At 40.5% G+C, this 13867-nt stretch carries 12 protein-coding genes, 5 tRNA genes and 1 pseudogene; 1 reads left to right on the top strand and 17 read right to left on the bottom strand.

The window, feature by feature from the left end; all coding sequences use genetic code 11:
• From HMPREF1504_RS10115 to hcp, 17 genes and pseudogenes are all read right to left on the bottom strand, one after another.
• Positions 1 to 304 (bottom strand): GTP-binding protein (locus HMPREF1504_RS10115; protein ID WP_232203339.1); only part of this gene is annotated, 304 nt, incomplete at its 3' end.
• A 220-nt stretch (positions 305 to 524) separates the two neighbouring features.
• Positions 525 to 601, bottom strand: a tRNA-Met gene (locus HMPREF1504_RS07725).
• Between the two features lie 5 nt (positions 602 to 606).
• Positions 607 to 682 (bottom strand) — tRNA-Thr (locus tag HMPREF1504_RS07720).
• 30 nt (positions 683 to 712) lie between these two features.
• Positions 713 to 788 (bottom strand) — tRNA-Met (locus HMPREF1504_RS07715).
• Positions 789 to 793: 5 nt separating this feature from the next.
• Positions 794 to 878, bottom strand: a tRNA-Tyr gene (locus HMPREF1504_RS07710).
• A gap of 10 nt (positions 879 to 888) precedes the next feature.
• Positions 889 to 964: transfer RNA gene (locus HMPREF1504_RS07705), tRNA-Thr, on the bottom strand.
• Between the two features lie 197 nt (positions 965 to 1161).
• Positions 1162 to 1958 (bottom strand): annotated as a pseudogene (locus HMPREF1504_RS07700) (undecaprenyl-diphosphate phosphatase).
• Positions 1959 to 2034: 76 nt separating this feature from the next.
• Positions 2035 to 2499: a BREX-3 system P-loop-containing protein BrxF gene (brxF, locus tag HMPREF1504_RS07695; protein ID WP_005377114.1), complete on the bottom strand. Its 465-nt coding sequence runs from the start codon at positions 2497 to 2499 to the stop codon at positions 2035 to 2037.
• A gap of 26 nt (positions 2500 to 2525) precedes the next feature.
• A complete protein-coding gene (locus HMPREF1504_RS07690; protein ID WP_038124864.1) occupies positions 2526 to 3863 on the bottom strand; it encodes a hypothetical protein in 1338 nt (445 codons plus the stop codon).
• Complete coding sequence (gene hypB / locus HMPREF1504_RS07685) at positions 3863 to 4513, bottom strand: hydrogenase nickel incorporation protein HypB (protein WP_005377062.1); 651 nt, start codon at positions 4511 to 4513, stop codon at positions 3863 to 3865. Before hypB ends, HMPREF1504_RS07690 begins: the two co-directional genes overlap by 1 nt.
• Before the next feature lie 7 nt (positions 4514 to 4520).
• Positions 4521 to 4862, bottom strand: a complete 342-nt coding sequence (locus HMPREF1504_RS07680; RefSeq protein ID WP_005377089.1) for a hydrogenase maturation nickel metallochaperone HypA — start codon at positions 4860 to 4862, stop codon at positions 4521 to 4523.
• On the bottom strand, positions 4840 to 5682 hold the full coding sequence (locus tag HMPREF1504_RS07675) for a bifunctional 5,10-methylenetetrahydrofolate dehydrogenase/5,10-methenyltetrahydrofolate cyclohydrolase (RefSeq protein ID WP_038124862.1): 843 nt from the start codon (positions 5680 to 5682) through the stop codon (positions 4840 to 4842). The genes HMPREF1504_RS07680 and HMPREF1504_RS07675 overlap by 23 nt, the downstream gene beginning before the upstream one ends.
• Positions 5683 to 5817: 135 nt before the next feature.
• Positions 5818 to 7767, bottom strand: coding sequence for a penicillin-binding protein (locus HMPREF1504_RS07670; RefSeq protein WP_038124860.1), 1950 nt, complete (start codon positions 7765 to 7767; stop codon positions 5818 to 5820).
• 21 nt (positions 7768 to 7788) lie between these two features.
• Positions 7789 to 9201, bottom strand: a complete 1413-nt coding sequence (locus HMPREF1504_RS07665; RefSeq protein ID WP_038124858.1) for a CCA tRNA nucleotidyltransferase — start codon at positions 9199 to 9201, stop codon at positions 7789 to 7791.
• A gap of 124 nt (positions 9202 to 9325) precedes the next feature.
• Positions 9326 to 10198: an L-serine ammonia-lyase, iron-sulfur-dependent, subunit alpha gene (sdaAA, locus tag HMPREF1504_RS07660; RefSeq protein WP_084644756.1), complete on the bottom strand. Its 873-nt coding sequence runs from the start codon at positions 10196 to 10198 to the stop codon at positions 9326 to 9328.
• Positions 10199 to 10207: 9 nt separating this feature from the next.
• Complete coding sequence (sdaAB, locus tag HMPREF1504_RS07655) at positions 10208 to 10870, bottom strand: L-serine ammonia-lyase, iron-sulfur-dependent subunit beta (RefSeq protein ID WP_005377063.1); 663 nt, start codon at positions 10868 to 10870, stop codon at positions 10208 to 10210.
• Positions 10871 to 11198: 328 nt separating this feature from the next.
• On the bottom strand, positions 11199 to 12764 hold the full coding sequence (hcp, locus tag HMPREF1504_RS07650; RefSeq protein ID WP_005377073.1) for a hydroxylamine reductase: 1566 nt from the start codon (positions 12762 to 12764) through the stop codon (positions 11199 to 11201).
• Positions 12765 to 13079: 315 nt separating this feature from the next.
• On the opposite strand from hcp, the gene HMPREF1504_RS07645 reads away from it, so the two are divergent.
• The gene (locus HMPREF1504_RS07645; protein WP_005377136.1) at positions 13080 to 13805 is read left to right on the top strand and encodes a Crp/Fnr family transcriptional regulator; all 726 of its coding nucleotides are present in this window, start codon (positions 13080 to 13082) and stop codon (positions 13803 to 13805) included.
• Positions 13806 to 13867 lie beyond the last annotated feature (62 nt).

Below are 13867 nucleotides of genomic sequence, written 5' to 3'. Positions count from 1 at the left end.
AGATGTGTTCGCGAGTTTGAGGCATAGGGCCGTCAGCTGCGGAACATACCAAGATAGCGCAGTCAACGTGTGCATAGTGACGGTTTTCAGTTTCGTATTCAACGTGTGCAGTGTTGATTGTGATACCACGTTCACGTTCTTCTGGAGCTTTATCGATCATGCTGTAATCTTGGAAATCAGCTTGGCCTTTTTCAGCCAATACTTTAGTGATTGCAGCAGTCAAAGTAGTTTTACCATGGTCAACGTGACCGATAGTACCAATGTTAACATGCGGTTTCGTACGTTCAAATTTTTCTTTTGCCATTAGGATTATATCCTCCTTCACAAAAACAAAATACTTTTATAGTATTACTATAATATAATAACCTAATTTAATCAACGGAATATACATTCCTACAGATTATTATACCATAATACACAAATGTCAATAAACAAAAAATTACATCCTATTTCGAGGGATGTAATTAGTTATAATTATATTTTTATAGTAGATACAAAAAAATCCCCACCAATGTGAGGTTTAATGGTGGCGGCACACGGATTTGAACCGCGGACACACCGGGTATGAACCGATTGCTCTAGCCAACTGAGCTATGCCGCCATGTATGGAGCTAGTGACCGGGATTGAACCGGTGACCTTATCCTTACCAAGGATACGCTCTGCCGACTGAGCTACACCAGCACAATGAACGTTCACTTCACTGTGAAATTATGGTTGCGGGGACAGGACTTGAACCTGCGACCTTCGGGTTATGAGCCCGACGAGCTACCAACTGCTCCACCCCGCTATAAATGGTGGAGGGAGAAGGATTCGAACCTTCGAAGTCGAAGACGGCAGATTTACAGTCTGCTCCCTTTGGCCGCTCGGGAATCCCTCCATAAATAAAATGGAGCTGGCGATAGGAATTGAACCCACAACCTGCTGATTACAAGTCAGCTGCTCTACCTATTGAGCTACGCCAGCATCATTACGACAAGATGTATTGTATCATCTGCCACACTAAGTGTCAAGAACTTTTCAAAACTTTTTTGAAAGTTTTGTTCGTTCTTCGCAGTCACCCTTAGTGCTATATCAATATATCATGAAAGTTTTTCTGACGCAAGTATTTTTTTAGAATTTTTCCAACTTCATTTTTGCCTCATAGGAACTCACATCTAAACTCACATATATAAATAGATTATTGCTAGAATAGCAACTATAATTCGATAATATCCAAACGACGCCAACGAGGATCTATTTAGATACCACAAAAAGCCTTTTACCGTTATATATCCCACTATATATGATACGACGGTGCCAATGATAAACATAATGATATCATTTAATCCCAATGCATGTATGACACGCACTAAATCATACACACACACGATAATCATAACAGGCACAGCCATGATAAACGAAAAATCAGCTGCGGCCCTCCGTGTACAGCCGATAAGCATCCCCCCTGCAATGGTTGCGCCAGAGCGCGAAAATCCAGGCCATAGACAAAGCATTTGATATAGACCAATTTGAAAGCATTGATATATAGTCAAATTATTTACAGAATCCACCAATCGCCCAGATACTGTTCTTTTTTCCGCATAAATCATAAATATAGCACCTATAATAAGGCCTACTATAACGGGAATTGGTCCAAATAAATACTCTTTTATAATGTATTGCAATAGATATCCAGCCATTAATACGGGTAACATGCCCGCACTAATATGTAGCAAAGATACGCCGCGTGTTTTATCCAATTTTTCCGTTTCAAAAAGCCGTTAAATGTACGTCTATAATGTGTATAAATAGCAAGGATGGCACCTATCTGAATAAACACTTCAAATACATCAGCATGTGTGCCTTCAAAATTGAGCATATGCCCAATAATAATCATATGACCTGTACTCGATACAGGAATACATTCTGTTATACCTTCTATAACACCTAAAATGAGGGCTATTACATATTGTTCCATGTCATTCACCTTCTTTCAAAATGTGGTCACAACGCATGGCAATATATAATGCCCTCATTAATTAATGTAACGCTAATTAATCAATAACCATAACACGCTCAGGTTTAGTGATTGTCACTACCGCATGTTTTGGATCATTATTGTGTTCTAAGTACAATTGATCACCTTCGAGATGACCACGCCAACCTACAACAATCGGATATGTTTTACTAATAGTCTTTAATAGTTCAAGAGGATTTAAATTTAATATCGGTGCAAACAATACATTAATACCATCGATAAGAACAACTTCTGTATCACTGCGACTTAATGCACGACGAATTACTTCTTCTGCAAGTTGTGGTCTTTCATCACGAGGTACTAACAAAAACTCTTCTTCAATAAGTTGTTTGGCTTCTAGATACTTCCACCCTTTTTGTTCTGATAATTCACGAATCAATAAACTTTTACCAGAACCTGGGCCACCAACGATAAACAATATGCGTTCATCATTATTTTGAATTTGTTCCCACCGTTCTTTCACATCTTGTACAGTAACCATATCCTTGCCTCCTCACATAAGATGACCTATTTAACAGGTCTGTCAGACAACATCACTGATTTGATATATTGATTTTTATCATCTAAGGCGAACTGCAAATAGGAATTATTCAACCTTGGATTTTTATATTCATATACCGTAGCCGTTCCCGTACTAGTTGTAGATTCAGCAATACGTGTCGGCATACCATATACAAAGAGCAATAAATATTTAGTATCACCCATAGCGATACCACGACGTGTTGGTGTGTAGACATTTAATAAAACGCGATTAATAAGCGAATTATCGTCAACACTAACACCATATTCATTATAGCCTATGAACGTAGACCCAAACAGCATTCCCTGTGTACGCCATTCACCATTTGCATCATTTACAAAATGCTGATTCAAATGCAATCCGCGTAGTACAAAGTCATCCTCAGTCAACTGACCGGCATGGAAGGAATACATAGGCGCCTTAGGCAATCCAAATCGAGACCATACTTGACCATCCAAAATATCAACAGCCTCTACCGTATTATTTTTAATGGTGAAAGCCACATAGAATTTTCCATTTTGAATAGTTTCTGGTAATTGGCTATTATTATTTGTATTCGCTACGGAAGAAGAAAATTCCTTTTTTTCTGACCATGAATTTTCGGAATGACCTTCATATAAGAAGATATATGACTCATCAGTCTGATTCCGCCACATCGCATTAGGGCTACCATAGGAGAAAATCATTTCCATACGAGAACTGCCTACTCCGATATCACGAATTGTAACCAATCCTTTATCAATAGTATGAAGATTAGTAATAGTACCAACAGGGAATAAATAGGTCGCACCTTGTCCACGCAACTGATTATCTACTAAACGCGATTTATCTGGGCCTGTATACACAGTTATATCTATATCTTTTTCATGATACGTTGTGAATACACCCTTCACCGTCTTTTGAGCAGATGGACTAGGTACATACACATCACCAACGCGATAAACCGGTCCAATACTTGTACCATCTTCAGACTCGGGCTTTTGAGCCAGACTATAGTCATCCTCATCACCAAGCGCTGATAAATTATTAGACGTATAAGAACGTCCGATATCTGCTAGATTATTTTTTGAATCTTGTGGCATAACACCATCATTTTCACTAGCAGCTTGCCAATACTGTAAGGAGTCACCAAAAGCAGTGACAGCCAACTGTTCTGCTAACCAACCTGTTTTCGAAGATTCATCAGCAGCAGGAGCTTTCACAACAGCCACTGTATTTTTTACTTCCGGTATTGTTGGTCCTGCATCAACAGCCCCCACCGATGCGGTTCCTAAAGCACTTAACACTGCCATCGTCAATGCAGTACGAGATAACATATGTTTCATTAACGTTTCTCCATTTGTTCTCTAATCCATGTTAACCAAGGCGCCAATCCATCCTTAGCAGTACAGCTAATTTCAAATATATAGCCTTGAGGATTTAAATTACGAATATCTTTAATGGCTTTATCTTTATCGAATGGCACATATGGCAATAAGTCAATCTTATTGAGCAATATAGCTTTTGATTCCTTAAAAATAAGAGGATATTTCAAAGGCTTATCTTCACCTTCTGTAACAGATAAAACGGTAACCTTCATCGCCTCACCAATATCGAACTCAGCAGGGCATACTAGATTACCTACGTTCTCGATAATAATCATATCGAGTTCATCAAGATCTAAATCAGTTATAGCATCTTGAATCATATTAGCATCTAAATGGCAACCCCCAACGGTATTAATTTGTATAACAGGCACACCTAGGGCATGAATACGTTCTGCATCCTTAGATGTAAATAAATCACCTTCGATAACAGCTAATTTATAGTCTTTAACTAAATCTTGAAGTGTTGCTTCTAGCAAAGAGGTCTTTCCGGCCCCTGGAGAGCCCATTAGATTAAAGACAAATATATTTTTTTCTTTAAATACTTGTTGTAACGATGATGCAATGGCATCATTTTTCGCCAACACATTTGTTTTTACTTCTACTTGCATATATACCTCAATCTATATCAATAGATGTTACTTGTAATTCGCGACCACCTATAGTATTTACAAAATGGCTTTCACAATGAGGACAGATGAATTTGTAATCTTGTACATCAAATATCGTATCACAATCTAAGCATTGCCCTTTAATAGGAATCGTATGAATATCGATTTTTGAATGCTCTGCCGGCGTATTCTTTGTAACGGCATCCCAGCAGAATAAGAGTGCATCAGGTTCTACACCACTCATCAACCCCAAATCGAGTTGCACAGAATGAACGATAGACGCATCATTGTTTTTCATGGTCTCTAAGGCAATATCTAAAATACCCTCAGCGATTGACATTTCGTGCATGGTACGCCTCATAAACAGCTTCTAACATCATCGTAGTCGTAACAGAGCCCACACCACCTGGTACAGGTGTGATAGCTGAAGCTACCGTGCTCACCGCATCATAATCAACATCCCCTACTGTTTTTCCGTCTAATTCATTAATGCCTACATCGATAACAACAGCACCAGCTTTCACCATGTTAGCTGAAATCATATGTGCTCGGCCCGCAGCAGCAATCACGATATCAGCTTGTTGTACATGGTTTGCTAAATCAGCCGTACGAGAATGGCAAATAGAAACCGTAGCATGACGTTCAAGCACCATCAACGCTACCGGTTTGCCAATCACTTGGCTACGACCAACAACGACCACATGTTTACCTTCTAAAGAAATACCATAATGATCCAAGATTGCTAGGCATGCCTTCGCAGTACAAGGTGCAAAACCACCTTTACCAGCTGTAACAAGACCGATGTTATAAGTAGTAAGACCATCGATGTCCTTCTTAGGATTCAATGCATCGATTAATTGCTCCGTATCAATTTGTTTTGGCATCGGCATGAGTGGCAATATGCCATGCACCGCATCATCATTATTTAAAGCCATCAATGCATCGTATACCTCTTGATGCGTAGCTGTACTTGGTAGTTGCTTACGCACGAAACCATATCCAAAATTTTTGGCCGTTTTCTCCATGAAATCCGCGTACATGTTAGCGCCATGATCATCACCAACGAGCAATACAGCCATTGTAATTGTACCGTACTCTAGACCGGTCATCTTCTCTTGTAAAATCTCTTTATGTGCATCAGCCACTGCTTTACCACGTAATTCTATCATGTATATCTCCATTCATTATCTCAAGGATAAACCTCATATAAATTCATGTAAAAAGGTGCCTATAGAGGCACCTTTAGTTTTCTCTTATTCTATTATATAACGTTTTGTCTATAGTTGCAGTTACCTATCCTGCGACTAATGACTAAATTGAACCACAATAGGTGTACCAGGAGATACTACGGTTCCCGGTAATTGTTCCTGTGAAATCGCCTTACCAGTACCATCTGGTTTAAAGTATAAACCCGCAGTATGCAACCAATCACGTACCTCTCCAAATGTATAGCCTCTAAAGTCTGGCAATACTACACTGCCATCACCATTAGGTTTTACTGCTGGAAGTTTGGCCGCTGGTACAGCCGCCACAGTAGCGCCATCCTTAACGGAAGGTGACATTTGGTAATACCGCACTAATTGAGACACGATATTCTTAAATACTGGGGCCGCAATTTGACTACCATAGATAGAACCTTTTTTAGAATCATCGATGGCAACAAGAACAACAAATTTAGGATCTTCTACCGGACCAAAGCCTATAAAGGATGCGATATAACGTCCTGCTAAATAGCCGCCATTTTTGGTGTCTAACTTTTGAGCAGTCCCTGTTTTGCCTCCAAAGTGATAGCCTTCAACCATCGCTTTAGTACCGCCACCTTCAGATACTTCTTTTTCAAGAATATCCGCAATCGTTTTAGCCGTTTCTTCTGGTATTGGTTGCCCCACAACTTCAGGGTCAGTAGTACTAGTTACCTCACCTTTTATATTGCTGTAAGATTTAACAATATGTGGTTTCATCATGCTACCACCATTAGCTATAGCGCCAAAAGCACGGACCATTTGCAATGGTGTTACCGCAATACCTTGACCGATGGACATGGTTGCTACATCAAGCTTACTCATATCATCAGGATTATATAAGATACCATCACCTTCACCAGGCAATTCAATACCTGTTTTAGAACCAAATCCATAGTTACGAACATATTTAGATAATATATCCGCGCCTGTAGTGGTACCAATTTCTGCCATACCTGTATTGATGGAGAACTTCAAAATATCGATCAATCGAACAGGACCATAGCCTTCACCATTCCAGTTTTGCATAACATGTCCATTGGCCGCAAAGGAACCTTTGTCGTTATACACTTGGTCTAGTTTCCATTTACCTGATGCCAATGCAGCAGATGCAATAATCGGCTTGAATGTAGAACCTGGTTCATACAAATTTGTTACTGCAATATTCTTAAAATCTTCCTCTGAACCTTGACTATAATGATTTGGGTCATAGGTTGGGCGGTTCGCCATCGCCAAGATTTCACCCGTTTTAGGATCCATAACAATAACGCTAGCATGTTTAGCGCCTGTATCTTCCATAGCTTTATCGAGAGCACGTTCTGCTATAAATTGAATACTTGCATCAATCGTTAGTGTCACACTCTTACCCTTATCAGGTAAATATTTAGATAGTACGGAGCCAAAGATAGCATTCCCCTTTCTATCTGTTGCAACTAGTTCCTTTTGGATACCGCCCTTCAATTCATCATCTAGCACCATTTCAAGACCATCAAGGCCTTTATCATCGGTACCGACAAAGCCGAGCACTTGTGCGGCCAAATTACCATTAGGATAATATCGTTTAGACTCTTCTACAAAATTAAGACCTTCTAAATTTTTATCCTCAATCAATTGGGCTATCGCTTTCGACTTTTCTGGTTCCATCATACGGTCAATCCATACGAACGCAGTATCCTCTTGTAATGATTTCACAATGTCCTCTTTTGACATCGTCACATATGGCGCTATAAGTTCAGCAACTTCACTAGGCGATTGCTTAATCATCTTAGGATCCGCATATAAGGATTTTGTAACCACACTCATAGCCAATGGTCTTCCATTGCGGTCATAAATCGTACCGCGCGGAGATTGTAATTTTCTATCCACTTGCACTTGGCTCAAGTTCTTCGCCTGCAAATCAGACTTATCTATTATTTGTAAAAAGAATAAGCGCCCCACTAATACGACAGCAATACACAGTAATACGCGTACCGTATATTCAATTCGCTTATTATCATTCCCTGAAATATTCATTATGGTCTCCCACTCAATATATTACTTCGATGACCTCTGCAGCTTATGGATAAGCGCTTCATATAAATCATCCGGTGTATTGTTAACGACACCATTTTGCACCTGTTGCATCAAATATTGTAACCCTTTCGCCACATTATCGCCACAGGCTTCTAGAACGCGGTTGTCATAGTTCAAATCTTTTGTATGTACAGGCATTTCTAGGCTTAAATCAGCCATGCATTCCCCGAACGCCAATGTACCATCAGTAACGGAATATGGCTTACCACAACCAAGGACGTCGGCCGCACAAACCTTCGCCAATTGCAACCATGCTTCCCGCATACTTTGACTATCTCTAAACTCGCCACTTCGAATTTCCTTGCGCATCCATTTTTTCTCATCTGCCTCTTCATTTTGCACGAAGAAATGAAAGCGCATGTGATTTTTAACAATCCACGAAACGCGACTAGCAAATTTCTTATTATAGCCGAGACGAATCAATAGGTCATAGGCCATCTCTGCGCCTAGATTATCATGGCCTCGGTCGGTGTAGCGTCCATTGATAACTTGCCTAATGGTAGGCATTCCCTTTGCCACATCATGTAATAGGGCGCCCCAACGAAGGGTTAAATCAGGTTCCGTTTCTGAAACGACAGCCAATGTATGATACCATCCATCAAATTCGTGAAACGCCTTTTCTTGAGGCAATCCCACCAAATGATATAGCTCTGGCAATATAGGAACCTCTTTAATTGCCCCATTTTCAACGACGCGGCACGAACATTCTGCCAAGCGCGATTGGACGAGTACATCTAGCCCTTTTGCAACTGCTGGTTCCAATAATAACCGGTCTAATTCATTGCGCACTCGTTCTAGTGAAAGCCCCGATACACGGTGGAATGCTTTTGGCATGGCCTCTAATAGAGATTTATCCGGAAGAAAATCGAGTTTTGCAACGAATCGGCAAGCTCTAAATAATCGCAGTGCATCCTCTTGGAACCGTTCCGTTGGATTCCCGATGGTGCGCAAAACCTTATGCTTAATATCTCGGCGCCCACCGACTAGGTCGATAACCTCTTTATAGCGATTCATCGCCATACCATTAACGGTAAAATCGCGACGTTTTACATCTTCTTCGAGCGTATCTGCATAGATGACTTCTTCAGGGCGATGGCTATCTGCCCCATATCGTTCCTTGCGATACGTAGCCACTTCATAATGTTTTCCATCTACAATGGCCACTACCACACCGAAGGACTTACCTATGATGCCTGTAGTTTCAATATTCGCATCACCTAAAACAGAGATGACCTGTTCAGGTCGGGCAGATGTAACGATATCAAAATCGTGTGGCTTTACATGCATGAGCATATCTCGCACAGCGCCGCCAATAATGAAAGCCTCAAAGCCCGCTTCTTCTAAAATTGTCAGCAAACGTATAGCTTGTTCCATACATCTACCCTCCCTTCTATTTATCTTTTTATTGTACTACAAATAGGGTTATGAAAAAAGGCTCACATACTATAAGCACATTGCAGATTATGCTCATAATAGTGAACCTTTTGTATATATGTAATTATAGTGAACAAACTTTCTCCGCTATGGCAAGACCTGTTTGAGTGACGGCTAAGCCACCATCACTTGTTTCGCGAAGGGCTGCAGGCATAGCGCGGCCAATATTATTCATAGCCTCAATTACCTCATCGGTAGGAATTTGGCTCTCAATACCAGCTAAAGCAAGTTCAGCCGCTGTAATGGCATGAACAGCATACACGCCATTCCGTTTCACACAGGGCACCTCAACAAGACCTGCCACAGGATCACACGCAAGGCCTAGTAAATTTTTCATACACAATGACACGGCATGCCCGACCTGACGAGCAGTACCGCCCATCATTTCTACAATGGCAGCTGCCGCCATACATGCAGCTGTACCAATCTCAGCTTGACAGCCACCGACCGCACCGGCTACACAAGCGCGATTAGCAACCACATTCCCTACGCCTGATGCGGCAAGGAATCCTTTCACCAAGATATCTCTATCTAGTTTGTATTGCTCAGCCACGGCCTGAATGGCGCCAGGCATAACGCCACAAGACCCCGCCGTTGGGCAAGCCACAATTCTGAACATTTTCGCATTAGCTTCGTTGACCGCAATAGCATAAGACATCGCCTTATAAGCAGTTTCACTCATGAATAATGGTTTTCGTTCCATTAAACGAGCCGCATCTCCACCAGACATATTGGATTGAGTCCGCTGTAAATGACGCATACCATCGTGAATGGAGGCCTCAAAAATACTTAATCGATGCTTGATTTCTTTAACGATTTCCTTTTCACTACGATCATACTGTTCTAGCTCACTGCGCATTACCACATCACCAAAGGATATATTATTCTCTTCGCTAAGGCGGATAATATCAGCTATCGTTTCATATTCGTAACTCATCATATCCTCCTATAGGGCCTCAAAGGTCATCACATCTTGGATGCCTGGGCATTCACGCATAAATTGTACTGTAATAGGGTTTACAACGGAATCTGTAGTAATCACCATAACCGCGTCCTTGTATTTACCCTTTCTAAACACGCGCATGGACGCAATGTTGATATCCGATTCACTCAAGGCCTGACTAATAAGAGAAATTGCACCTGGTCTATCCTCATGGAATACAACAAGAGTAAATTCATCGCCCGTAATGGACATATCATTGCCATCAACCTCGGTGATCATGATTTGACCACCACCAATCGAACGACCTACAACGGACATATGACGATTATGGTCGCCGTATAAATCAAACTTAACTACATTCGGATGGCCTATATCGAGTGGTGATTCGATGAAAGTATAGTCTAAACCTGCTTCATCAGCGAGTTCCTTTGCATTGCGGATGCGTTTATCATCCTCTTTAAAGCCTAATAAACCACCTAATAAGGCACGATCTGTACCATGCCCTTTATATGTTTTTGCAAACGACCCATACAAGGTCATTTCAACCTTCTTCGGCGTATTCCCAAATATACAACGAGCCATCTTGCCAAGCCGTGCTGCACCAGCGGTATGCGAACTAGATGGGCCAATCATAACAGGGCCGATAATATCAAAAATACTGTTCATAATGAACCTCTATGCATATATAAATAAAGATATAATCTAATTCTTATCTATAGTATAGCAATCAATATTCATAGATGTCTATATACACAATAGAGGTATGTTTGTCCACTTATGACAAACATACCTCTATTTTATTAATTAACTATTAATATAACTCAGCCAAGAAAATAATCGCAAATCCCCATAGTACAAGACCATATGTCGTATTTATTTTTACGACAAAAAAGGCTATACCATCCGAAGATGGCATAGCCTAATTTATATAGCAACAACCCGAATCATATAAGAGAGAGGGGATTAGGGCCGCTGTTATCAGGTTTTAATCCGATTAGCCCAAGATAGCTTTCATATCAGCTTCTGGAGTTGTAATTGGATGTAATTGGAATTTTTCTACCAAAATGTTCAATACATTGCTGGAGAAGAATTTAGGCAAGGAAGGTCCGATGTAGATATTGCGGATACCCAATGCCAACAATGTTAACAAGATACATACTGCTTTTTGTTCGTACCAAGACAATACCAATGTTAATGGCAAGTCGTTTACGTCACATTCAAATGCACCAGCCAAAGCTACTGCTACTTGAATAGCGGAGTAAGCATCGTTACATTGACCCATATCAAGGATACGAGGGATACCACCGATTTCACCGATGTTAAGGTCGTTGAAGCGGAATTTACCGCAAGCCAATGTCAATACTACAGTATCATCTGGAGTTTGTTTTACGAATTCTGTGTAGTAGTTACGGCCTACTTTAGCACCGTCACAACCACCAACTAAGAAGAAGTGTTTGATTGCGCCAGCTTTTACAGCATCGATTACTTTATCAGCAATACCCAATACTGTACCGTGACCGAAACCAGTAGTTACTTCGTGACCACCGTTGATGCCAGTGAATTCTTGAGCTTCTTTGTAGCCGCCCAATTCGATAGCGCGTTCAATAACAGCGGAGAAGTCTTTAGTGCCATCAGCTTTTTCTTCTACGTGTGCACAGCCGTCGAAACCTACCATATCTGTAGTGAAGATATTAGCTCTGTAGTTTTCTTTTGGTGGCATAATGCAGTTTGTAGTGAACAAGAATGCGCCAGGAACGTCAACGAATTCTTTTTGTTGATTTTGCCATGCAGTACCGAAGTTACCTTTCAATTGAGGATGTTTTTTCAATTCAGGGTAAGCGTGGCAAGGTAACATTTCACCATGAGTATAGATGTTTACACCTTTACCATCAGTTTGTTCCAACAATTGATTCAAGTCGTGAAGGTCATGACCAGTTACAACGATGAAAGGACCTGGTTCTACAGTCAAAGGTACTGTAGTTGGTACTGGAGTACCATATGTTTCAGTGTTAGCTTTATCAAGAATAGCCATGCATTTCAAGTTGATTTGACCGAATTCCATCAACAAGTTCAACCATTCTTCAGCACTGTGGTCTTTAGCGAATTCTACCATGCCTTTGATGAACCAAGCATCAACTTCAGGATCATGGAAACCAAGGCGTGCAGCATGCCATGCATACGCAGCCATACCACGCATACCTAACAATAATGTGGAACGAAGGGATACGATATCTTCTTCACCTTTCCACAATTGTTCCCAATCGAAGTTTTGAGCTGCGCTATCGATTTTTGCATGATAAGCGTTTACTTCGTCGATGAATTCTTGAACGCGGTCTTCAGAGAAGTTTACGTTTGTTACACACATGAACAAACCGCGCATTAAATAGTCAACGCCTTCTTTAGTTTGGCCTTTTACGTCTAAAGCGCGTGCTAAACCAACTAAAGCAGCAGTTAATTCGTCTTGTAAATTAGCAACTGGTGCAGTTTTACCACATACACCTTGTACAGTACAGCCGCCTGGTGCTGCAGATTGTTCGCATTGATAACAGAACATGCTCATTTAAAAATCCTCCTTTGCGAGACTTCCTCGCATTCAAGCTAGATAATATAAAACCTATACATTACACTGATGAATTATCAGGTGTCTGATTGATTACATTGAAAGTATAACGTAAAGGTGATACAATTTCTGTAGCTTGAGCAACAATAAAAAAACTTTTTCAAAAATTTCCTGACTCTTCTTTTGGAACAGGCTGCTCACAAGAGCATATATAATCATTTTACAATACTCATTACAAATTACCTATAAAAAGCATCACACCATACGATGTATAATTCGGGCTAAAATAGCTATATACTATATTAGGAGGTACACATGATTAAACAAGTTCTATCCGATGACATTATCAAACAATACTTACCAATCTTAACAGCTTGCCCCCTATTCAACACATTGGGTATACCAGAATTAACGAGCTACTTACATAATGCAAAAGTAATTGTAAAGAATTATAAAAAGAACGACTTTATCGCTATTTCAGGAGATCCTATGGAAGGAATTGGCGTTATCTTGGAAGGCAGTGCTCTTCTTACGCGTGAAAATGTGCTAGGCCAACGAGTTATCATGGCCAATTTAGAGGCATCCTCTATTTTTGGGGAAGCCTTGCTATTTAGTAAGCATCCACTTTGGCCAGCCACCATAAAAGCATTAAAGCCAACAAAAATTATGTTTATACCACTCGAAACATTTATCGAAACATTACCGGATTGCCATCAATGCCAAACCAAAATCCTTTCTAATCTATTAGAGGATTTATCGGAAAAAGCATTGCTTCTTACCAAAAAAGTTCATTATTTAACATTAAAGGGCATGCGTGAAAAAATTTACGCATATCTTACAGATATATACACGATGCAACACAGTGAAAAACTGGTGTTACCTCATAATCGCGAACAAATGGCGGAAGCTCTCAACGTTTCACGTACTGCGTTAAGCCGTGAGCTTGGAAGATTGCGCGACGAGGGTATCATTGAAATCAACGGCCGCCATGTTACATTATTAGACCCTCAACAAATTGTAGAATTTGGATTTAACAATTAAATACATCGTGCACGCAACACAAAACCGCCTAGGCATAGCCTTAGGCGGTTTATTGTATATAT

This window comes from Veillonella sp. ICM51a, assembly GCF_000524355.1.
GTDB classification, from domain to species: Bacteria; Bacillota; Negativicutes; order Veillonellales; family Veillonellaceae; genus Veillonella; species Veillonella atypica.
The sequence above is the reverse complement of the archived record's forward strand: the minus strand, read 5'-3'. Positions and strand labels throughout refer to the sequence as shown.